At 68.3% G+C, this 22,054-nt stretch carries 22 protein-coding genes; 19 read left to right on the top strand and 3 right to left on the bottom strand.

What is annotated here, in order from left to right:
- Nucleotides 1-14 precede the first annotated feature (14 nt).
- Entirely contained in the window at nt 15-665 is a 651-nt protein-coding gene (locus C6I20_RS09750; protein WP_118395788.1) for a ribonuclease HII, read from the top strand.
- A 27-nt stretch (nt 666-692) separates the two neighbouring features.
- Nucleotides 693-1,004 (top strand): DUF2469 domain-containing protein, encoded by a 312-nt coding sequence (locus tag C6I20_RS09745; RefSeq protein ID WP_118395787.1) that lies wholly within the window; start codon nt 693-695, stop codon nt 1,002-1,004.
- Nucleotide 1,005: 1 nt separating this feature from the next.
- Here the strand turns inward: C6I20_RS09745 and C6I20_RS09740 are convergent, their stop codons facing one another.
- The gene (locus tag C6I20_RS09740) at nt 1,006-1,500 is read right to left on the bottom strand and encodes a cupin domain-containing protein (protein WP_118395786.1); all 495 of its coding nucleotides are present in this window, start codon (nt 1,498-1,500) and stop codon (nt 1,006-1,008) included.
- 61 nt (nt 1,501-1,561) lie between these two features.
- Between C6I20_RS09740 and C6I20_RS09735 the strand changes: the two genes are divergently transcribed.
- The 5 genes from C6I20_RS09735 (at nt 1,562) to C6I20_RS09715 (ending at nt 6,307) form a co-directional block, all read left to right on the top strand.
- Nucleotides 1,562-2,179: a TetR/AcrR family transcriptional regulator gene (locus C6I20_RS09735; RefSeq protein ID WP_118395785.1), complete on the top strand. Its 618-nt coding sequence runs from the start codon at nt 1,562-1,564 to the stop codon at nt 2,177-2,179.
- Nucleotides 2,180-2,268: 89 nt separating this feature from the next.
- On the top strand, nt 2,269-2,631 hold the full coding sequence (locus tag C6I20_RS09730) for a YraN family protein (RefSeq protein ID WP_118395784.1): 363 nt from the start codon (nt 2,269-2,271) through the stop codon (nt 2,629-2,631).
- Nucleotides 2,631-4,211, top strand: coding sequence for a YifB family Mg chelatase-like AAA ATPase (locus C6I20_RS09725; protein ID WP_118395783.1), 1,581 nt, complete (start codon nt 2,631-2,633; stop codon nt 4,209-4,211). The genes C6I20_RS09730 and C6I20_RS09725 overlap by 1 nt, the downstream gene beginning before the upstream one ends.
- Entirely contained in the window at nt 4,208-5,347 is a 1,140-nt protein-coding gene (locus tag C6I20_RS09720; RefSeq protein WP_118395782.1) for a DNA-processing protein DprA, read from the top strand. The genes C6I20_RS09725 and C6I20_RS09720 overlap by 4 nt, the downstream gene beginning before the upstream one ends.
- A 27-nt stretch (nt 5,348-5,374) precedes the next feature.
- Entirely contained in the window at nt 5,375-6,307 is a 933-nt protein-coding gene (locus tag C6I20_RS09715; protein WP_118395781.1) for a tyrosine recombinase XerC, read from the top strand.
- 24 nt (nt 6,308-6,331) lie between these two features.
- Here C6I20_RS09715 and C6I20_RS09710 read toward each other — a convergent pair whose 3' ends face one another.
- Nucleotides 6,332-7,216: a peptidoglycan DD-metalloendopeptidase family protein gene (locus C6I20_RS09710; RefSeq protein ID WP_118395780.1), complete on the bottom strand. Its 885-nt coding sequence runs from the start codon at nt 7,214-7,216 to the stop codon at nt 6,332-6,334.
- 303 nt (nt 7,217-7,519) lie between these two features.
- Here C6I20_RS09710 and rpsB point away from each other — a divergent pair, with 303 nt between their 5' ends.
- The 12 genes from rpsB (at nt 7,520) to C6I20_RS09650 (ending at nt 19,392) form a co-directional block, all read left to right on the top strand.
- On the top strand, nt 7,520-8,623 hold the full coding sequence (gene rpsB / locus C6I20_RS09705; RefSeq protein WP_118395779.1) for a 30S ribosomal protein S2: 1,104 nt from the start codon (nt 7,520-7,522) through the stop codon (nt 8,621-8,623).
- A 38-nt stretch (nt 8,624-8,661) separates the two neighbouring features.
- On the top strand, nt 8,662-9,483 hold the full coding sequence (gene tsf / locus C6I20_RS09700; RefSeq protein ID WP_118395778.1) for a translation elongation factor Ts: 822 nt from the start codon (nt 8,662-8,664) through the stop codon (nt 9,481-9,483).
- A 36-nt stretch (nt 9,484-9,519) separates the two neighbouring features.
- A complete protein-coding gene (pyrH, locus tag C6I20_RS09695) occupies nt 9,520-10,275 on the top strand; it encodes a UMP kinase (protein ID WP_118395777.1) in 756 nt (251 codons plus the stop codon).
- 36 nt (nt 10,276-10,311) lie between these two features.
- On the top strand, nt 10,312-10,866 hold the full coding sequence (frr, locus tag C6I20_RS09690; protein ID WP_174232975.1) for a ribosome recycling factor: 555 nt from the start codon (nt 10,312-10,314) through the stop codon (nt 10,864-10,866).
- Nucleotides 10,856-11,722: a phosphatidate cytidylyltransferase gene (locus C6I20_RS09685; RefSeq protein ID WP_118395775.1), complete on the top strand. Its 867-nt coding sequence runs from the start codon at nt 10,856-10,858 to the stop codon at nt 11,720-11,722. Before frr ends, C6I20_RS09685 begins: the two co-directional genes overlap by 11 nt.
- A 19-nt stretch (nt 11,723-11,741) precedes the next feature.
- Nucleotides 11,742-14,201 carry a circularly permuted type 2 ATP-grasp protein gene (locus C6I20_RS09680; RefSeq protein WP_118395774.1) on the top strand — a complete coding sequence of 820 codons (2,460 nt, stop codon included), beginning with the start codon at nt 11,742-11,744 and terminating at the stop codon, nt 14,199-14,201.
- A complete protein-coding gene (locus C6I20_RS09675; RefSeq protein ID WP_118395773.1) occupies nt 14,198-15,094 on the top strand; it encodes a transglutaminase family protein in 897 nt (298 codons plus the stop codon). Before C6I20_RS09680 ends, C6I20_RS09675 begins: the two co-directional genes overlap by 4 nt.
- A gap of 66 nt (nt 15,095-15,160) precedes the next feature.
- Nucleotides 15,161-16,144 carry a putative zinc-binding metallopeptidase gene (locus C6I20_RS09670; RefSeq protein ID WP_118395772.1) on the top strand — a complete coding sequence of 328 codons (984 nt, stop codon included), beginning with the start codon at nt 15,161-15,163 and terminating at the stop codon, nt 16,142-16,144.
- Between the two features lie 45 nt (nt 16,145-16,189).
- Nucleotides 16,190-17,314, top strand: coding sequence for a 23S rRNA (adenine(2503)-C(2))-methyltransferase RlmN (rlmN, locus tag C6I20_RS09665; protein WP_118398787.1), 1,125 nt, complete (start codon nt 16,190-16,192; stop codon nt 17,312-17,314).
- 115 nt (nt 17,315-17,429) lie between these two features.
- Nucleotides 17,430-18,140, top strand: a complete 711-nt coding sequence (locus C6I20_RS09660) for a hypothetical protein (RefSeq protein WP_118395771.1) — start codon at nt 17,430-17,432, stop codon at nt 18,138-18,140.
- Between the two features lie 137 nt (nt 18,141-18,277).
- The gene (locus tag C6I20_RS09655; RefSeq protein ID WP_118395770.1) at nt 18,278-18,580 is read left to right on the top strand and encodes a hypothetical protein; all 303 of its coding nucleotides are present in this window, start codon (nt 18,278-18,280) and stop codon (nt 18,578-18,580) included.
- A 77-nt stretch (nt 18,581-18,657) separates the two neighbouring features.
- Nucleotides 18,658-19,392, top strand: a complete 735-nt coding sequence (locus C6I20_RS09650; protein WP_118395769.1) for a DUF4333 domain-containing protein — start codon at nt 18,658-18,660, stop codon at nt 19,390-19,392.
- A 12-nt stretch (nt 19,393-19,404) separates the two neighbouring features.
- On the opposite strand, the gene C6I20_RS09645 is transcribed toward C6I20_RS09650, so the two are convergent.
- Nucleotides 19,405-21,993, bottom strand: a complete 2,589-nt coding sequence (locus C6I20_RS09645; protein ID WP_118395768.1) for a DEAD/DEAH box helicase — start codon at nt 21,991-21,993, stop codon at nt 19,405-19,407.
- Nucleotides 21,994-22,054 lie beyond the last annotated feature (61 nt).

Here is a 22,054-nt window from a genome sequence, read left to right as displayed (position 1 = left end):
GCTAGGCTCACTGCGTGACACGGCTGGCCAAGGGTTCGACGATCCGGCGTGATGCCGGGCTCTACGGGTTCGAGCGTGCGCTCGCCCGGCAGGGCCTGCATCCGGTTGCCGGCGTCGACGAGGCCGGCCGTGGCGCGTGTGCGGGGCCATTGGTGGCCGCCGCTGTGATCCTCGACCGCCCCATCAGGGGCCTGGCGGACTCCAAGCTGCTCACCGAGAAGCGCCGTGAGGCCTGCTTCGAGCTGATCATGGATCGAGCCGTCGACGTATCGGTCGTCGTGGTCCCGGCAGGCGAGTGCGATCGCATGGGCCTGCACGTCGCCAACATCGCGGCGCTGCGCCGAGCCCTGGCTCGGTTGTCGGTGCGTCCGGGCTATGTCCTGACCGACGGTTTTCCCGTCGATGGCCTGGGTGCTCCGGGCTTGGCGATGTGGAAGGGTGATCGGGTGGCGGCATCGATCTCGGCCGCCTCGGTCATCGCCAAGGTGACGCGCGACCGGATGATGGTGCGGCTGCACGAGGACTATCCGGCGTACGAGTTCGCCACGCACAAGGGCTACAGCACGCCGGTCCACCAGCGGGCGTTGGAGCTCAACGGCCCGTGCCCCGAGCACCGCAGGCGATATGTCAACGTACGAGCAGCAATGGAAGGGCGCACCGCATGAGCGAGCGAACAGTGATGCAGGTCTGCCATGAGCTCTGAGGATCTCGATCGTTACGAGTCGGAGATGGAGCTCGCGCTCTATCGTGAGTATCGCGACGTTGTGTCGATCTTCAAGTACGTTGTCGAGACCGATCGCCGCTTCTACTTGTGCAATCAAGTCGATGTGAAGGTGCGGTCCGAGACCGGCGACGCCTACTTCGAGGTCTCGATGAACGACGCCTGGGTGTGGGACATCTACCGCCCCGCGCGGTTCGCCAAGAACGTCAAGGTCCTGACCTTCAAGGACGTCAACGTCGAGGAGCTGCAGGGCTCGGACTTCAAGGTGCCCGTCACGGACTGAGTCAGGACTGCGTGAACGGTGGCGGACCCAGCAGCTCGATCCCGCCGTTGCGGGCGGCGGAGGAGCGAACCCGATCGAAGTCCACGGCGCCGCCGGGTTCGCCGTCGACCGCGAGGTCGCTGGCGTCACGGTAGAACGCCTCGCAGCACCCCGGCGTGTGCAGGCACAGCAGGCGCGCGAACGGCGAGGTGACCATGAATGCGTGGGGGAGCCCGCGTGTCGCGACTGCCACGCCATCACGGCCGACACGGTGATCCACGCCGTCCATGTGCATCACGATCTCGCCCTCGAGGACGATCATGGTCTCGTCCGAATCGGGGTGCGTGTGCAGCGGAGTCTGCTTGCCCTGCTCCATCCGGTGCTCGAAAAGCATGAAGGCCCCGCCGGTCTCCTCGCTGTGCACCTTCCACGTGTGCATGCCGCCGCCGGCGAACCATCGGCGCTCCCCGTCCATGTCAGCGCGGACGACTGCGTGTGGGGTGGTCTGGGTGCTCATGTTTGCCTCGACTCTTTATGGGATACGTGTCCCATAAAGAGACTGCAGTACCATTTCGTGTATGTCAACAGGTTATGAAGCCGGAGGACGTACCGATCAGAAGAACCGCACCCGTGCTGCCTTGGTGTCGGCGGCCCGTCAGATGGTCGCCCAGGGGTTGACGCCCACGATCCCCGAGGTGGCCGACGCGGCAGCCGTCTCGCGCACTACGGCGTACCGCTACTTCACAAGCCAGCATGGGTTGTTGGCAGCGGCCCACCCGGAGACCGACGCTCGCTCTCTGCTCGGGGATGACGCACCTGAAGATCCGGAGCCGCGACTCGACGCAGTGATCCAGGCGTTCACGTCCCTGATCATCGAGACCGAGAGTCAACAGCGCACGATGCTCCGCCTCTCGCTCGCCGATGACGTTCCCAATCGACAGGACCTGCCGCTGCGGCAGGGACGCGCCATTGGTTGGATCGTCGAGGCGTTGGAGCCCGTACGTACGCAGCTGACCGACGCCGGGGTGCAGAGCCTGGCCCGAGCGATTCGCAGTGCTACCGGGATTGAAGCTCTGGTATGGCTGACTGACGTCGGCGGCCTGTCTCGGGCCGAGGCAGCCACCCAGATGCGGTGGGCGGCGCGGGCGCTCCTGCGTGCGTCTCTCCAGGACGGAGTGCCCGTCTCTGGAAGCTGAGTTTCCACACCGGGTGGCGCGCGGGTCACCATCCACAGTCTCGTCGATCGAGCCTGCCATGCCGGGACGACTCGGACGACGCTGGGACCATGACGTACGCGCGCAACAAGGCCCTTGGCACCTTCGGCGAGCGGATCGCCGCCGACCACCTCGAGTCGCTCGGGATGGTGGTGCTGGCCCGCAACTGGACATGCCGGTTCGGTGAGGTCGACATCGTGGCCCGCGACGGGGCGACGTTGGTCATCTGTGAGGTCAAGACCCGCACCTCCACGCGCCACGGCGGTCCGTTCGAGGCCGTGACGGGTCACAAGGCGGCTCGGCTCAGACGCCTCGCTATGCACTGGTTGGAGGTCCACGACGTCGATCCGCCCAGCGTCCGCATCGATGTGGTGTCGGTCGTCGTGCCACCGCGTGGGGCGCCCGTCGTCGCGCGCATCGCCGGGGTCGCCTGATGGCTGCCGCGACGCACTCGGTGACTCTCGACGGCATGTCGGGACGGCCAATCGAGGTCGAGGTCGACATCTCCGGCGGGCTGCCCGCCACGGTGCTGGTAGGCCTGGCCGACACCATGGTCAGCGAGGCCCGCGACCGGTGCCGCTCGGCGGTGTCCAACTCGGGCACCACCTGGCCCGATCAGCGGGTCACGATCAACCTGGCACCGTCGACGCTGCCCAAGACCGGCTCGCACTACGACCTGGCCATCGCGCTGGCGGTGTTCGCGGCCAAGTCCTTGGTGCCGGCCGATCGGCTGGCCGGCGCCGTGTTTCTCGGCGAGCTTGCTCTGGACGGCCGGCTGCGCGCCATCCGGGGGGTGCTGCCGGCAACCCTCGCGGCGGTCGAGGCCGGATTCGATCGAATCTTCGTGCCCGAGGTCAATGCGCCCGAGGCCGAGCTGGTCGGCGGCGTGTCGGTCATCGGCGTCCGGTCCCTCCGGCAAGTCGTCGCCCTGCTGACCGGTGGCGAGGAGCCGGACGATCCACCCGTGCCGCCACTTGACGAGGTCCCGAGCATGTCGTGGACGTCGGCGGATCGTTTGAGCCATCTCGACCTGGCCGACATCGCGGGCCAGGAGGACTCCCGCATGGCGCTCGTGGTGGCGGCAGCCGGAGGTCACCACCTGCTCATGACCGGACCTCCCGGCATCGGCAAGACGATGCTCGCGCAGCGGCTGCCCGGACTGCTCCCCGACCTGACGCACGAGCAAGCTCTCGCGGTGAGCGCTGTCCACTCGGTCGCCGGGGTTCTGCCCAGCGATGCACCGCTGCTGAGGAGGCCGCCGTTCCTGGATCCGCACCACACGGCGAGTGCCGTGTCGATCGTCGGCGGGGGCAGCCGGTCCATCCGTCCCGGTGCGCTTTCGTTGGCTCATCACGGCGTGCTGTTCCTGGACGAGGCGCCGGAGTTCGCGTCCAATGTGCTCGAGGCGTTGCGGCAGCCGCTGGAGAGCGGTCGCGTCGTGGTTTCCCGGGCTGCAATGACCGCGGCCTACCCCGCACACTTCCAGCTCGTCCTGGCCGCCAATCCGTGCCCGTGCGGGCTGAGCTCAGCGGTCAGTGACCAATGCCGGTGCACCCCGCTGATGCGGCGTCGCTATGGCGATCGGTTGTCCGGACCGATCCGCGACCGCATCGACATCCACCGCAGCCTGTCGCCACTTTCGCGACCCGAGCTGGTCTCGGCCCTCTCGGGAGCGCGCTCGACCGCCGCGCTTGCGATCGACGTTGCCGAGGCTCGCGAGCGGCAGCGGCACAGGCTGCGAGAGACGTCGTGGCGGCTCAACAGCGAGGTGCCGGGAGTCGAGCTGCGCAAACGATGGCCGGTCAGCGACCCGGGTCGCGCCCTGGTCGATCAGCAGCTGCGCACCGCAAAGCTCAACCCGCGTTCGGCCGACCGGATCCTTCGCCTGTCGTGGAGCGTCGCGGACCTGCACGGTCACGCGGTGCCCACGGCCGACGACGTCGACACGGCTCTGTCGCTACGACGCGGGACCCCGCTGGGTAGTGCCCTGCGTGACCTGGTGCAGGCCTCGTGACCCGGCAGGACCGGCTCGGTCTGAGCCTGGTCGTCGAGCCGGGTGATCCGCGGCTGCGTGACCTCCTGCTGGCCCACGAGCCGGCCGAGATCCTCGCCGCAGTCGTCGGGCGCCATCGGCTGTCCGATGCCGTGATCCCGAGCGCATGGATCGAGCGGGGGCGTCAGATCGAGCCCCTGGCCGAAGCCGCCGCGGGCCGAGCCAGGGCGGCAGGACTGCGGTGGATCACGCCGGGCGACAAGGAATGGCCGCCGGGATTGTCCGACCTCGATCACGTCGAGCCCTTGCACGGCGCGACCGGGGCGCCGGTCGGGCTCTGGCTGCGGGGCGCCGGACACCTGGGGGAGATGTGCGAGCGAAGCGTGGCGATCGTCGGAGCGCGTGACTGCACGACCTACGGCGCGGAGTGCACATCCGATCTCGCAGCGGACTGCGCCGATGCGCGCTGGACCGTGATCAGCGGTGCGGCCTACGGCGTCGACGGTTGCGCCCATCGGGGTGCGCTCCTGATGGGCTCTCCGACCGCCGCGGTGCTGGCGTGCGGCGCTGACCTGGACTACCCCGCATCGCATTCGGCGCTGCTCGGCCGGATCGCCGAGGCCGGGGTCGTCCTGAGCGAGCAGGCGCCGGGGGAGCGGCCCCTCAAGCAGCGGTTCCTGTCGCGCAACCGGATCATCGCTGCCGCGACCCGCGGGACTCTGGTGGTCGAGGCAGCGGTGCGCAGCGGATCGCTCAACACGCTCAACTGGGCTGACCAGCTCGGCCGCACGACGATGGCACTCCCGGGCCCGGTGACGTCGCGTCAGTCGGCAGGCACCCATGCGGCAGTCCGAGCAGGCAAGGCAGTGCTGGTCACGACTGGGCGCGAGGCCGTCGCGGAGCTGTCCGGGCTGGGCGCCGGCAGCGAGGAGCAGCCGACATTGCCGATGACCGAGCTCGACCGGTTGCCCACGGCGGCACGCAGCACGTTGGAGGGCCTCGACTGGGGCACGGCCCACCAGGTTGCCGAGATTGCCTCGGCCGTGCAACTCACGACCAAGGACGTGCGCGCTGCACTGGACTTGCTGGAGCTGCGCGGGCTCGCGGCCAGGGTCGGCTCCGCATGGATGCTCGCCCGGCGCGCCGACGCGGTGTGAGCCATCGACCGGCGGACACTGGAGTCGATGACAGCACAGTTGGAGGGCCTCGGTGAGTCGTGGTCGGCGATCCTGGCCGCGTACGAGCAACACCTGCAGGCTGAGCGCGGCCTCGCGACGCACACGGTCCGCGCCTACCTGACCGATCTGGAGAGTCTCGCGACCCACGCCGAGCGGCTCGGCGTGACTGATCCGGCCGATCTGTCCCTTCGTGCGCTGCGCAGCTGGCTGGCCAACCTGCAGACCCTGGGCCGGGCCAGGACCACGATCGCCCGCCGGGCGACGTCGGCGCGGGTCTTCACCGCATGGCTGACCCGAACGGGGCAGGCGCCGACCGACGCAGGCGCACTCCTGGCCAGCCCCAAGGCGCATCGAGAGCTCCCGGTGGCGCTGAGCCAGGCCGAGGTCAGGGCGCTGCTCGACACGACCGTTGCTTCGCTCGTCGACGAGGGTGCGCGTGGGCTGCGTGACCTGGCGATCCTCGAGCTGCTCTACGCAACCGGCATCCGGGTCGGGGAGCTCGTCGGGCTCGACATCGATGACCTTGATCGCGGCCGACGGGTCGTCCGGGTGCTCGGCAAGGGCAGCAAGGAGCGATCCGTGCCCTACGGTCTGCCGGCCTCTGAGGCCGTCGAGCTCTGGCTCGAACGAGGCCGGCCTGAGCTGGCAGTAGATCTGAGCGGTGCGGCGATGTTCCTGGGGACTCGCGGGGGACGGATGGACCAGCGAGCCGTTCGTCGGGTCGTCCACGAGAGGCTCGCCGCGGTTGACGGGGCACCAGACATCGGTCCGCACGGTCTGCGGCACACAGCGGCGACCCACCTGCTCGAAGGTGGCGCCGACCTGCGCAGCGTGCAGGAGATCCTGGGTCACTCCTCGCTCGGCACGACGCAGATCTACACCCACGTCAGCACCGAACGGCTGCGCTCCGCCTACAAGCTCGCACATCCGCGCGCCTGAGGCTGCGGGGCAGATGCAAGGCGGCTAGAGAAAGTCCTGGGGATTCACGGGTTTTCCGGACCGGACGACCATGAAGTGCAGGTGGCAGCCGGTCGACAGGCCCGTCGTGCCGGATCGGCCGATGACCTCGCCCGAAGTGACCCGAGCGCCCATCGCGACCGACTGGACGCTCAGATGACTGTAGGAGGTCTCGAAGCCGGACCGGTGACGGATCACAATTTGTCGGCCGTATGCGCCGCGGTACGACCGAGCCACCACGGTGCCACTGGCCGCCGCGTGCACCGGCGTGCCGCAGGGCACTCCGAAGTCCGTGCCGTCGTGCAGCTTGCGCGCCCGCGTGACGGGGTGCACCCGCATCCCGTATGGCGAGGTGATCGGCCCACCGACCGGCCGCACCAGGTCGCCGCCGGTCCCGACCGGCGGAGGAGGTGGCGTGCCGTGCGGGCTGATCAGCCGGAAGCGTCCACCGCCGAGCAGGTCGAGCGGATCGCGGTAGTCCTCGCCGATCAGCCGGCCGAGGTGCAGGCAGGCGTCCACGCAGTGACTCGGCGTGCCGAGCAGAGTCCCGACGACCTGACCGCGGCGGACCGCATCACCGACCGAGACGCGGGCCCGGACCGGCTGATAGGTGGATCGCTCACTGCCGTGATCGATCGTCAGCACCCCGGTGCCGCCGACCTGGCCCGCGAACGAAACCCGGCCAGCGGCCACGGCGCGGACCGCATCGCCGGCGTTGGCTGCGATGTCGACGCCCCGATGGCCGGCTCCGTACGGGCTGGCGGGTGGGTCGAAGCGCTCGTCCACAGTGTGGTGCTGGAGCGGCCACGCCCAGGGCTGCGATGTGGCCGCACCTGCCGGCGAGGCGCCGAGCAGTAGGAGGACTGCGAGGGCCGTGAATCGGGGGATCATGGGACCAGCCAACGCAGCCGAGGTCGACCGCGCACCACCCCCGGGTCCGGCTGTGGAAGCCGCTCTCACAACGCGGCGGTTGTGGATTTCCTCCGGGACGGCTCGGTGCCCTAGACTGTCGACAACCACTTCTTCGGAGGTGGAATTCGCGCGCCTGTTCTTCCGTATGACGTGAGAGCCGAATACGGATGCGGTCCTGGTCTCCCTCAGGGAGTGGGCTGCACGCGGCAGGCGCCAGGTCATCGCCGACCGGCGGTGAGTCAACCAGGAATGGCACACGTGTGCCACAAGGAGATTACGACCATGGCAGTCGTCACCATGCGCCAGCTGCTCGAGAGCGGCGTCCACTTCGGGCACCAGACCCGTCGTTGGAACCCCAAGATGAAGCGCTTCATCTTCACCGAGCGCAACGGCATCTACATCATCGACCTCCAGCAGTCGTTGGCCTACATCGATGCCGGCTACGACTTCGTCAAGACCACCGTGGCCCGCGGCGGCACGATCCTGTTCGTCGGCACCAAGCGTCAGGCGCAGGAGCCGATCGAGGAGCAGGCCAAGCGTGTCGGCATGCCGTTCGTCAACCAGCGTTGGCTCGGCGGAATGCTCACCAACTTCCAGACGATGCACCAGCGCCTTCAGCGTATGAAGGAGCTTGAGGAGATCGACTTCGACGACGTTGCGGGATCGAACCGCACGAAGAAGGAGCTCCTCCACATGAGCCGCGAGTACGCGAAGCTCTCGCGCACCCTCGGCGGCATCCGCGACATGGGCCGCACGCCGGCCGCCGCGTGGATCGTCGACACCAAGAAGGAGCACCTCGCGGTCGACGAGTGCAAGAAGCTCGGTATCCCGATCATCGCGATTCTCGACACGAACTGCGATCCCGACGACGTTGACTTCCCGATCCCGGGCAACGACGACGCGATCCGCTCGGTCGGCCTGCTGACCCGTGTCATCGCCGACGCAGTTGCCGAGGGTCTCATCGCCCGCGGTGGCAGCAAGACCGGTGAAGAGGAGCCCGGCGCCGAGCTTGGCGCCGAGGAGCCCCTGGCCGACTGGGAGCGCGAGCTCCTGGAGTCCAAGGCTGCTGAGGCCGCTGCGGCCGAGAAGCCGGCTGCCGATGCTGCAGCTGCCGACTCCAAGGTCGAGGCACCGGCTGCCGAGGCGCCCGCCGCCGAAGCTACTGCTCCGGCCAAGAAGGCCCCGGCTGCCAAGAAGGCCGCTGCCGCTGACGAGGCTTCTGCTGCTGAGGCGCCTGCCGCTGACGAGGCTCCGGCCAAGAAGGCTCCCGCCGCCAAGAAGGCACCGGCCAAGAAGGCCGCTGCTGCTGACGAAGCCGCCGCTGACGAGGCTCCGGCCAAGAAGGCTCCCGCCGCCAAGAAGGCACCGGCCAAGACTGCCGAGTGACTCAGGCACACGACTAACTGAGAAGCGAGAAGACAACCATGGCTATCACTGCCACAGAGGTCAAGAGGCTCCGCGACGCCACAGGCGCGGGCATGATGGACGCCAAGAAGGCGCTCACCGAGGCCGACGGCGACTTTGACAAGGCGATCGAGGTGCTCCGCATCTCGGGCGCCGCCAAGGCTGCCAAGCGTGGCGCCGAGCGTGAGGCTTCGGCCGGGCTCGTCGCCAACTTCGGTAGCGCGATCGTCGAGCTCAACTCCGAGACCGACTTCGTTGCCAAGAACGAGCAGTTCATCGCGCTGGCCGAGGAGCTTGCGGTTCTGGCCGACGAGCTCAAGCCGGCCGATGCAGCAGCGTTCGCCCCGGCGAAGCTCGCTAGCGGCAAGACCGTTACCGAAGCCGTGGCCGACCTGGCCGTCGTCATCGGCGAGAAGATCGAGCTGGGCCGGGTTGCCAGCTTCGACGGCAACGTGGCGATCTACATGCACCGTCGCGCCAGCGACCTGCCGCACGCCGTCGGCGTGCTGGTGGAGTTCGAGGGTGACGAAGCCGGTCACGAGGTCGCCCGCGGCGTCGCGATGCAGATCGCGGCGATGCGTCCGCGCTACCTCACACGTGAGGAGGTCCCCGCCGAGATCGTCGCCAAGGAGCGCGAGATCGCCGAGGCCACGGCACGCGAAGAGGGCAAGCCCGAGCAGGCCATCGTCAAGATCACCGAAGGACGCCTCAACGGGTTCTTCAAGGACACCGTGCTGCTCGACCAGTCCTCGGTGCAGGACAGCAAGAAGACCGTCAAGGCTCTCCTCGATGAGGCAGGCGTCACGCTCAAGCGTTTCGCGCACATCGAGATCGGCGCCTGACACCCCGTTCGCACGACCAACATCGGAGGCCGGAACATGGACACTGACACCGCTCAGGAAGTCGATGGTCCGGCCTCTGGTCATGCGCTCAAGCGCGTCCTGCTGAAGCTCTCGGGAGAGGTGTTCGGCGGTGGCAAGATCGGCATCGATCCGGACGTCGTCAACGGCATCGCCAAGCAGGTCGCCGAGGCAGTCGCGGAGGGGGTCGAGGTCGCGATCGTTGTCGGAGGAGGCAACTTCTTCCGCGGCGCCGAGCTGAGCCAGCGGGGTATGGACCGCTCGCGGGCCGACTACATCGGCATGCTGGGCACCGTGATGAACTGCCTCGCACTGCAGGACTTCTGCGAGAAGCAGGGCATCGAGACCCGCGTGCAGTCGGCCATCACGATGGGTCAGGTCGCCGAGCCGTACATCCCGCGCCGGGCGATCCGCCACCTCGAGAAGGGTCGCGTCGTGATCTTCGGTGCCGGTGCTGGCATGCCGTACTTCTCGACCGACACGGTCTCGGCCCAGCGCGCGCTCGAGATCGGTGCGGATGCCGTGCTGATGTCCAAGAGTGGTGTCGACGGGGTCTACTCCGCCGACCCGCGGACCGACCCGACCGCTCACAAGTTCGACGAGATCACCTTCGACGATGCGCTGCGTCTCGGGCTCAAGGTCGTCGACGCCGCCGCCTTTGCGTTGTGCATGGAGAACGACCTGCCCATGATCGTGTTCGGCATGGAGGGCGAGGGGAACATCGCCCGTGTCCTTCGTGGTGAGAAGATCGGAACGCTTGTCCACGCCGCCTAGGCGTCGGACCCGCCAGAACCGGATGGAGACATCGTGATTGACCAGACCCTGCGTGAAGCGGACACCAAGATGGCCAAGGCCGTCGAGCACACCCGCGACGAGTTTGCCGCGATCCGCACCGGACGCGCCCCCCCGGCGATGTTCGCCCAGATCACGGCCGAGTACTACGGTCAGCAGACCCCGCTGAACCAGCTCGCGGGCTTCCAGGTCCCCGAGCCACGCACCGTCATCATCCAGCCGTACGACGTGGGTGCCAAGGCCGCGATCGAGAAGGCCATCCGTGAGTCCGACCTCGGGGTCAACCCCAGCGACGACGGCAAGGTCCTGCGCGTGACGCTTCCCGAGCTCACCGAGGAGCGCCGCAAGGAGTACATCAAGCTTGCCAAGAGCAAGGCCGAGGAGGGCCGCGTCGCCGTGCGTAACCAGCGCCGCAACGCCAAGCAGGCGATGGACCGGGCCGAGAAGGACTCCGAGATCAGCAAGGACGAGAACGTCGGTGCGGAGAAGCGCCTCGACGGCCTGACCAAGAAGTACGTCGAGACGATCGACGAGATGCTCAAGAACAAAGAGGCAGAACTCCTTGACATCTGAGTCTCCTGCGGAGAGACCGGAGCCCCCCGTCGCCGCGGAGAAGACCAGCCGGGCAGGGCGCAATCTGCCTGCCTCGATCGCGGTGGGCCTCGGCCTCGTCGGGATGGTTCTGGCGGCGCTGTTCATCCAGAAGCAGGTCTTCATCGGGGTCGTCGCGATCGCCTTGGGGATCGGCCTGTTCGAGCTGAGCCGGGCCTTCTCCACCGCCCGGATTCGAATCCCCGTCGCGCCGGTCCTGGTCGGCGGGACGATCATGCTGGTCGGCACCTACCTCGGTGGGATGGAGACTGCGTCGGTTGCCCTGGCGCTGACCGTCATCGGGACGCTCGTCTGGCGCCTCTCCGACGGCGCCGAGGGTTTCGTCCGCGACAGCAGCGCCGGCGTCTTCGTGCTGGGCTACCTGTTCCTGATGGGCACGTTCGTCATCCTGATGCTGGTCGAGGACGACGGCCCGTGGCGCATCGTCGCGTTCATCGTGGCCACGATCGCCTCGGACATCGGTGGCTACATCGCCGGCGTGCTGTTCGGCAAGCACCCGATGGCTCCGACCATCAGCCCCAAGAAGTCCTGGGAGGGCTTCGCCGGTTCGTTGTTCTTCGGCATCGCCGCGGGCATCGTCACGATCACGTACGCCCTTGATGGCGACTGGTGGGTCGGCATCATCCTGGGCGTCGCGGGCGTGGTCTTCGCGACGCTGGGTGACTTGTCGGAGTCGCTGATCAAGCGTGACCTCGGCATCAAGGACATGGGCGACCTCCTGCCCGGCCACGGTGGCCTGATGGATCGTCTCGACTCGCTGATCGCGGTCGCCCCGATCGCGTGGCTGATCCTGCACGCACTGGTCCCGGTCACCTGACGATGAGGCCGGCCCGTCGATGACGGCGCTTCGCGACTACTCCGCGGCGGTGACCCAACCCACGCTGTCGGACGGTCCGGCCCGCTACGACGAGGTCGTGGCGCCCGACGGCAGCCTGCGGCCCGGCTGGAAGATGCTGGCCGAGAGCGCCGTGCAGCTGACCGAGGGCGACCTGCGCCGGGTCGGCGGTGACATCGAGCGGTTCCTGGCCAACGATGGCGTGACGTACACGCCGCCCGAGCAGAGCTCAGGGCCATGGCGTCTCGACCCGTTCCCGCTGATCATCGGGGCGGCCGAGTGGGCCCCGCTCGCGGTGGGCCTGGCGCAGCGCACCGAGCTGCTGAACGCGATCCTGGTGGACCTCTACGGCCCGCAGCGGCTGTTGTCCTCGGGCGTGCTGCCACCCTCGGTGGTGTTCGGGCACGAGGGCTTCCTGCGGGTCTCCGCCCGCGCATCCGCGCACGATCCACGCCCCCTGCTCCTGGCCGCCGCTGATCTGGGCCGCAACACGGCCGGGGAGTGGCAGGTGCTTGCCGACCGGGCACAGGCACCGTCGGGCATCGGCTACGCGATGGAAAACCGCCGCGTGATCTCGCGGGTCCTCCCCGAGCTCTACCGCCAGGCCGGACTGCACCGCATGGCGCCGTTCTTCCAGGCGCTCCGCTCGACGTTGATCGAGTCGGCGCCCAACGACAGTCCCAACCCGCGGGTCGTGGTGCTCTCGCCGGGCACGCAGTCCGAGACGGCGTACGACCAGGCCTTCGTGGCGTCGAGCCTGGGCTTCCCGCTGGTCGAGGGCAGCGACCTGGTGATGCGCGACGGCGCCGTCTGGATGCGGGTGTTCGACCGGCTGGAGCGGGTCGACGTGATCCTGCGCCGGGTCGATGCCGCGTGGAGCGACGCGCTCGAGCTCCGCAAGAACTCCCAGCTGGGTGTTGCCGGGCTCTCCGAGGCGGTCCGCCGTGGCACCGTCCGCGTCGTCAACGGTCTCGGCGCTGGCGTGTTGGAGAATCCCGGCCTGCTGCCGTTCATGTCGGCGATGTGCGAGATGCTGCTCGACGAGCCGTTGCGCCTACCGTCGGTGCAGACGTACTGGACCGGCGACCCACGTTCCCGTGCCTACGTCTTGGAGCATCTCGACGACCTGATCGTCAGGTCGATCGACCACCCGGACGACCTCGGGGACCGGCCGGTCGATCAGGTGCGCGCGGCGATTCTCGCCGCCCCACACCGCTACGTCGGACAGGAGCCGCTGGCTCTGTCGCAGTCGCCGACTCTCCACGCGCGAGGCGTACGCCCCCGAGTGCTGACGCTGCGCTCATTCACGCTCCGCTACGGCTCGACCTACCGGCCACTGGTCGGCGGGCTGGCCACGGTCTTCGAGGCAGGCCTGCCAGCGTCCAGCAAGGACGTCTGGGTGCTCAAGGACAGCCCCGACGACCCGGACCAGGGTCTGACCGAAGTCCTGCCGGTCACGAACGTGCGCGCGCCCGCGGCGATGGTTCCCCGCGTCCTGGAGGACATGTTCTGGTTCGGCCGCTACGCCGAGCGGGCGGAGGACATGCTGCGGCTCGTCCTGACGGCGCACGCGAGTGCCGACGACTTCGGGTCCCGCCCGCGCAGCGCGGGTGGCGCGAGTCTCGCGGTGCTGATGGGTGCCATCGCCCGGCTCGCCGGCTCGCCGGACGATCCTGACCGGTTCGACGACAATTTCCGCTCGCTGCTGCTGGACGCACACCGCGCGGGTTCGGTGGCCCAGTCCGTCAGCGCCCTGCGGGAGACCGCTCAAAGCATGCGTGACCAGTTCTCGCCCGACACATGGCAGGCGTTCGGCTCGACCGATCGCGCCGCGTCGGCGCTGGTGAGCTATCACTACAGTCATCAGGTCGCCGAGAGCGCTGGACGCATGCTGACCGGCGTCCTGTCGTTGCAGGGCGTCACCGCCAACATGATGCGTGACCCGGGCTGGCACCTGATCGGCGCCGGACGGGCTATCGAGCGTGGTCTGCAGCTGTGCCACCTGCTCCGCTCGACCACGACGGTGCGGCGGGGTATCGACGTCGACCGTGACCTCAACAACGCCGTGCTGGCGGCCGCCGAGAGCGCTGTGACGCACCGGCGACGCTACCGCGGCTATGTCCGTCTTGCGGGCGTGCTCGAGCTGCTGTTGACCGATGCCGACAACCCGCGATCCCTGGCGTTCGGGATCGGTGAGCTGAGGGAGCACCTCGCGGCGATGCCGGGATCGACCGGCTCGACGCGGCCTGAGCGCCTGCTCGACGACCTCGCCGAGGAGCTGGACCGGGCGGACATCGCCGCTCTGACCGCGATCGAGGGCGAGAACCGGCCCAACCTCGAGCGGTTCCTGGACGGCTACGTCGGGCAGCTCACCAGGTTCGCCGACGCGGTCGGCCACGTGCACTTCGCGGCCAGCCCCACGGCACGGTCGTTCGGTTTTGCGGCGGGGGTGCAGGAATGAGCACCGGATCGCGCGAGACCCGGCGCTACCGGGTGTCGCACCGCACTACGTACTCCTACGACGATGACGTCACCGACAGCCTGGGCATCGCCTACCTGGTGCCGCGCGAGCTGCCGTGGCAGCACGTCGTCTCGCACGGCCTGACCCTCGATCCGGTGACGGTCGACTGCACGGACGACCAGGACTACTACGGCAACACCGCCACGTACTTCCAGGTCACGTCGCCACATCGGGTGCTCGGGATACTCGCGACGAGCGAGGTGGAGGTCCAGCTCCCCCAGTACGACGACATCGCGCTCGCCACCCCGTGGGAGTCGGCGCGCCCGATGGGGCGCTCGGACATCGACGACGCGTGGCGCGCCCAGGACTTCGTCCTCGCATCCGCTCTGGCCGACCAGACCGCCGCCGCCCATGCCTACGCCGCAGAGTCGTTGTCACCAGGTCGTCCGATCGGGGAGGCCGCCACGGACCTCATGCACCGGATCCACACCGATTTCGCGTACGACAAGACCGCCACGACCGTCACGACGACGGTCGACGACATCTTTGAGCAACGGGCCGGGGTGTGTCAGGACTTCGCCCACCTCACCCTGGCCTGCCTGCGTTCGCACGGTCTGGCGGTGCGCTACGTCAGCGGCTATCTCGCGACGACCCCGCCTCCGGGCAAGGAGCGGATTGTCGGCGCCGACGCGACGCACGCGTGGGCCGCGGTGTGGGTGCCTGACGGGGGATGGCTCGCGATCGACCCGACCAACGACCAGTGGGCCAACGACCGCTACGTCACCCTGGCATGGGGCCGGGACTATGCCGACGTGCCACCGGTGAAGGGCGTGATCTTCACCGAAGCCAAGACGTCGTCGCTCCACGTCGAGGTCGACGTTGCGCCTCAGTAGGCCACGCGTGACATGACCCACGGCCGTGCGACTGGCCATTTCAGGCGACCCTGACAGACTTGCCCGGTGAAAGCCTTCTCCTGCCGCGTGTGTGGCAACGCCCTCTACTTCGAGAACTCGATCTGCATGTCGTGCTCGTCCCATCTCGGCTTCTCCCGCGAGGAGAAGGCGATCGTGCCGGTCGACCAGCACGGGCAGTACGTCGACGCGACAGGCAGCGTCTGGCACGTCTGCGCCAATTCCTCGCTGTCGGGGTGCACGTGGCTCTCGGACGCGCCCGGTGGGCGCTGCTTCAGCTGCAACCTGACCCGCACCCGGCCGTCCGACGACGACGTCAAGGGCCTGAGCGAGTACTCGATTGCCGAGACCGCCAAGCGGCGGCTGATCGTGGAGCTCGACGGACTCGGCTTCGCGATCCGCACTCGGGAGGACGATCCGGAGACCGGCCTCGCGTTCGACCTGCTGTCGAGTGTTCAGGAGAAGGTCGTCACGGGACACGCTGACGGCGTCATCACAGTCGACCTGGCCGAGGGCAATGATGTGCACCGCGAACGCCTGCGGGTGTCGATGGACGAGCCGTACCGCACGATGCTGGGCCACTTCAGGCACGAGATCGGGCACTTCTACTGGCAGCAGCTGGTGCGGGGTGATCTGCTCGAGGAGTTCCGTGAGCTGTTCGGCGATGATCGCCAGAGCTATGCCGAAGCGGTCGAGCGGCACTACGGCGAAGGCGCCCCGCCGGAGTGGCGCGACGACTTCATCAGCCAGTACGCCACGATGCACCCGTGGGAGGACTTCGCCGAGACCTTCGCGCACTACCTGCACATCTGCGACACGATCGAGACGGCGTCGGCCCACGGCCTGGCCACGGTGTCCGCGCCGTCGGCGTTCACGTCATTCCGCGATCTCGTGAACGGGGTGTGGATCCCGCTGAGCATCGCGCTCAACCAGATCAACCGCAGCATGGGCAAGGGGCCCCTGTACCCGTTCGTGATCCCCTCGCCGGTGCTCGACAAGCTCGAGTTCGTCGCTCGTCTCGCGCGGTTGTAGGGCAACGATTTCGGGCCTTGTGGACTTGGATGCGAGAATGGGGTGGTGTCTGAGTCCCCGAAGAATCTTCCGCTCGTCTTCGAGCAGCCGCGGGGACGCAAGAAGCCCCCGCGCCACCTCGCCGATCTGACCGCCGAGGAGCGTACGGCTGTCGCCGAGACGCTCGGCGAGCCCGCCTTCCGCGTCAAGCAGGTCGCGCAGCACTACTACGGCCGCCTCGAACGCGATCCGGCCAACATGACGGACCTGCCGGCCGCGAGCCGAGACCGCATCGTCGCCGAGCTGCTGCCGACCCTGCTCAATCCGGTGCGCACGATGGAGGCCGACAAGGGCACGACCCGCAAGACGCTGTGGCGACTGTTCGACGGAGCGCTCGTCGAGTCGGTCCTGATGCGCTACGCCGACCGGGCCACGATCTGCGTCTCCAGCCAGGCCGGCTGCGGCATGGCCTGCCCGTTCTGCGCCACCGGACAGGGCGGTCTGGAGCGCAACATGAGTGCCGCCGAGATCGTCGACCAGGTCGTCGACGGTGCCAGCGCCATGGCGACCGGCAAGGTCGCCGGTGGCCCGGGTCGCCTGTCCAACGTCGTGTTCATGGGCATGGGCGAGCCGATGGCCAACTACAAGGCCGTGATCGGTGCCGTGCGCCGCATGGTGGCGCCGGCTCCCGATGGACTCGGTATGTCCGCCCGCAACATCACGGTCAGCACAGTCGGTCTGGTGCCGCGCATGAAGCAGCTGGCCGACGAGGGCATCCCGGTGACGCTCGCGCTGTCGCTGCACGCCCCTGATGACGAGCTCCGCAACGAGCTGGTCCCGATCAACACCCGCTGGTCGGTGCACGAGGCAGTCGAGGCCGCGTGGGAGTACGCCCACAAGACCAAGCGTCGCGTCTCGATCGAGTACGCCATGATCAAGGACATCAACGACCAGGCATGGCGTGCGGACATGCTCGGCGACGTCCTGCAGTCGTACGGCGACTGGGGTTGGGTGCACGTCAACCTGATCCCGCTCAACCCGACACCCGGCTCCAAGTGGACCGCCTCGCGGCCCGAGGACGAGCGTGAGTTCGTCCGCCGGCTGATCGCCAAGGGCATCCCGACGACGGTGCGCGACACCCGCGGCAGTGACATCGACGGAGCCTGCGGCCAGCTCGCCGCCGCGGAGTGAACCCGCGGAGCTGAGGCCGCGCCGTCCCTGGCCGAGAAGTCGGCGGTCACGATGATCAAATCTGACCGAGCAGGTGGACTTTCTCCGTTCGCGTGCGGCTTCGCTCGCTTAGACTGTGCCGACTTCACACTTCGGATCGAGAACGACTCCTCAGGCGGACCTGGCCGACAGTGCGCTCCACTACGGGAACCAGACGCCTTGTGGCAATCCGGAGCGGACCTCGATCGGCGAGCCGCCGGCCGGGTACGAGCAGATCTTCCAGGAGACGATCGGCCGGCACGGCTCGCGGAGCCAGACCAAGGACAGCCGTGAGAAGCGTGCGCTCAAGGACTGGCAGGCCGCATCGCAGCAGGACGCGCTGACCGAGATCGGCGTGCGTTTCTACGATGACGTGCTGGCGCTCCAGGAGGCCGAGGAGCGGATCGGCTACGGACGACTCAGCATGGTCGGCGCCCTCGAGTGGTTCGGGATCGGCCGACGCACTGCGGCGAACTACCAGGACTTCTGGGACCGGACGGTCGCCGCCGAGCCGCACCTCCGGCTCGAGCGGCGCACCACGGACTCCGGGCTGGTGTTCACCAGCGGCTCGACCTCGGCCGGACGGGCCGCGATCAAGAGGATCCAGCGCTCCGGTGCTGTCCGCGAAGCCGCGGACAACGTGCTGCGCCGTCTCTACAGCCGTGAGCACGTCGACAGCCTCAGCGATGCGCTCGACAGGGCGCTCGACATCTACTCGATGTATGTCATCGCGCCGGGGATGCGGGGAGAGACGGCTTCGACGTTCGAGCGCTACGTGCCGATCGCGGACGCCGCGGTGCTCAACTAGCTCAAGGATGCGCAGTACTTCTACTGATACGGCCCCGCCGTGACGGGGAAACCGGCTCGCACCGTCAGGCCCGACCGCTGCTGGAGGACTCCTTCGCACAGATCGACGACCGACTCGCCGGGGGCCGGACCGCTGCGGTGTTCCGCCTCGCGCACGGCGAGACGACGATGCCGTTCGCGGCGCTGATCAAGGCGCCGGGCAGCGAGATCCAGGTGCCGTCGAGCGAGACCTACTCCTACGGCTCCAACCCGTGGCGCGGCATCGTCGCAGGCCGGATGGTCGGCAGCATCGAGTGGGCGGTGTATCAGAATGCCGGCGGAAAGGGGTTGGTCACGATGCGCTACAACGAGCAGCCGGCAAAGTTCAGCAGCACCTGCCGGGCATCGAGCGAGGGCGAGTACTTCTACGAGATAGAGGTCCTCAGGCGCTGCCTCGGCTGAGGGCGCACCAAGGGTCGCGATCGACCGAGTGCGTCAAAGCAACGTTCCCAGCGACGATTGCCTGCGACGCTGAGAGCATGCGCATCCTTCTCCTCGGAATCGTTTTCGTGCTGAGCGCCTGCTCGTTCTCCGCCTCGTCCGGCGGTGGGTCGCTGAGCGCCGACGACCTGGCGGCCAAGGTCTCCGAGCGTCTCGTCAAGCTCGGCATCGACCCGACGGGACTGGACTGCCCCAAGTCACTACCGGCCAAGGTCGACGCGACGACGACCTGCGCGTTCGTGGCGGAGGGACTGACGTACGAGGTCACCGCGACCACGAGCTCGGTGGAGGGCGACACCTTGAAGTTCGGACTCAAGGAGTCGATCGTCTCGGTCGGGCCCGATCTGTTGCAGCAGCAGGTCAGGACCAAGGCGTCAGAGCAGCGCCTGACTCCGTCCGATGTCAACTGCCCCGAGGGGCTGCCCGCGCGAGACGGCGCCATCGCCTCGTGCACGTTGATCGCGAACGACCTCAAGTACGTCGCGACTCTCACGGCCCACGACGTCACCGACACCAACGTGCCCTTCAGCATCAAGGTCCCGCCGCCGGCCGTCGTCCCGGTCACGACGCTGGAGGCGCAGGTTGCGAGCCTGCTGAGCGGTCAGATCGCGTCTGGCATCGACGCGGTCGCGTGCCCCGACGAACTCGAGGGCACCGTGGGTGCATCGGTTGACTGCGTCGTCACGGCCGAGGACGGCCGCAAGATCGACGTCGCCGTGACGATCGACCGAGCCGACTTCTTCACGGTCCACTTCACGGTCGACCAGGTGTAGGACCGAGAGCGCCTACTTCCGCAGTCGCACCAGGTCGGCCAGCGCGGCATCGGAGAGCTCGGTCAGCGCGCCTTCTCCACCATTGACGACGGCATCGGCGAGGGAACGCTTGGAGCGGATCAGCTCGTCGATCGACTCCTCGATCGTGCCCTCGCTGATGAGTCGATGGACCTGGACGTTCTTGGTCTGGCCGATGCGGTGCGCCCGGTCAGTGGCCTGGTCCTCGACGGCGGGATTCCACCAGCGGTCGTAGTGGATGACGTGGTCGGCGCGGGTCAGGTTGAGGCCCACGCCAGCGGCCTTGAGGGACAGCACGAAGACCGGGACCTGGCCGCTCTGGAACGTGTGCACCATCTTTTCCCGCGCTCGCACCGTCGTGCCGCCGTGCAGGAACTGGTGGGCGATCTTCTTGTCCGCGAGATGCCGGGTGAGCAGCTTGCCCATCTGGGCGTACTGCGTGAACACCAGTGTGGCGCCGTCCTCGGCGACGATCTCCTCGACCAGCTCGTCGAACACCCCGAGCTTGCCGGACCGACCGGTGAGCCGCGCTTCGGGCTCGCGGAGGAACTGTGCCGGGTGGTTGCAGATCTGCTTGAGCTGGGTCAGCAGCTTGACCACCAGGCCCCGACGCTGGATGCCCTGTGCGCTCTCGATCTGGCTCATCGTGCTGCGGACGACCGCTTCGTACAACCCCACCTGCTCGCGGGTCAGGTTGATCCGGTGATCGGTCTCGATCTTCGGCGGCAGCTCGGGGGCGATGCCCGGGTCTGACTTGCGGCGCCGCAGGACGAACGGGCGGATGAGCTGGGACAACCCGGACGCCTTGCCCGAGTCGCGGCGTGACTCGATCGCCCGCGACCACGTGTTGCGGAACTGCTGGTAGGTCCCGAGCAAACCAGGTGTCGTCCAGTCCAGGATCGCCCACAACTCGGAGAGATTGTTCTCGACCGGTGTACCGGTCAGCGCGAGCCTCGCCTCGGCGGGGATGTCGCGAATGGCCTGCGCGGTGCGTGCGTGCGGGTTCTTGATGTTCTGCGCCTCGTCGGCGACGACCAGGCCCCAACCAGGCTCGTGCTCGGACAGCTCGACGACGTCGGAGCGCATCGTGGCGTACGTCGTGACGAGGAACCCGTCCTTCACGTCGTCGAGGCGTCGCTTGGGTCCGTGATAGCGACGGACGTTGACCCCCGGCGCAAATCGTTCGATCTCCCGCACCCAGTTGCCCAGCACCGAGGCCGGGCACACCACGAGCGTCGGTGCGGTGGAGTCGACCGAGCGCTGCAGGTGCAGCGCGATGAGCATGACGGTCTTGCCGAGTCCCATGTCGTCGGCGAGGATGCCGCCGAGGCCAAGGTCGACGAGCTGCGTCATCCAGCGCAGGCCCTGGAGCTGGTAGTCGCGCAGCGTGCCGTCGAGGCCCTCGGGCTGCACTCCCGGCACGATGTCGCGATCCTGGACTGCGAGCCGCCGGCGCACGTCCTCGAGCCAGCCGACCGTGTCGACCTCGGTCATACGTCCGTCGATCTCGAGCTCGCCGGTGACGGTGGCGCGCAACGCCTCGAGCGGTGAAATCTCCCTCGATCGCTCGTCGAGCACCTTCTGCAAGCGGCTCTTGTCGACGAAGATCCAGCGGTCCCGCAGGCGCAGCAGCCCGCTCTGCGAGCCGGCGAGCTGGTCGAGCTCCGTGGCGGAGAGGACGTCGTCGCCGAGCGCGACCTGCCAGTCGAACGAGAAGAGCTGACCCTGGGTGAACGCCGAGGGCCGATCCGATCGGGGGGTCTCCTCGCGACGGACGACGGCGGTCGTCGTGAGCTCGCGCACGAGCTCCGGCGGCCAACGGACCTCGATGCGGTTGGCCATCAGCGTCGGCGCCAGCGATCGGTCGCCGAGACGGGCCAGCTCGTCCGGACCGACAGTCACCGCGCCACGGGAGTGTGGGTCACGGAGCCGCTCGGCAGCCGGCCACCAGCTCTCGACCCGGCGGAGCATCGCGGTCGTGGGCTCGGCCGCGTCGGTCGCGAGCGGGTGGGACGAGCCGTTGAACAGATCATTGGCGTCGAAGGCAGCCCAGGACCCGGACCGGGGGTGGACTCTCAGGCGCACGACCGCAGCCTGATCTGCCGTGGGCTCCTCGAGGAATGACACGATGAGCGACCACGAGAACGTCGTCTCACGCTTGCGCGGCTGAGCGGCATGCGGCGAGACGTACGCCGTGCGCTGCGGTGTTGAGGCAGCGGCCGGCGCATCGACGGCCAATGCCTTGAGGAACGCGTTGATCGTGGCCTGGCCCCGGCCGACGTTGGTGTCGATGCCGATGGCTGCGTTCTGCAGCTGGTTGAGCTCGGTGGAGTCCGGCGAGCCCAGTGCGCCGCGCGCCATGATGCGCAGAGCGAGGATCGCGGGAGTCGCCCAAGCACGCACGGTGGGGTCGGCCGCCATGACCCGAATGCCCTGGCTCAGGACACCGATCGCCTCGTTGGCTGTGGCCGCTTGGTCGCCGTCAGGGGCATGAAACACGAAGCGCGATGCGGCCGGATCCTCGGCCGCCACGAACTCCACGGGATGGCGCAGCAACCGGCGCAGATCCGTGGTGGTGGGCATCCCTCCATTGTCGCGCACCGGTCCAACAACCGGTCGTCGAGGTCCACCGTGGGCGAGGCGC

It is taken from the genome of Aeromicrobium sp. A1-2, from assembly GCF_003443875.1.
In the GTDB taxonomy this organism is placed as follows: domain Bacteria; phylum Actinomycetota; class Actinomycetes; order Propionibacteriales; family Nocardioidaceae; genus Aeromicrobium.
This window is presented reverse-complemented; position numbering and strand designations above follow the sequence as displayed.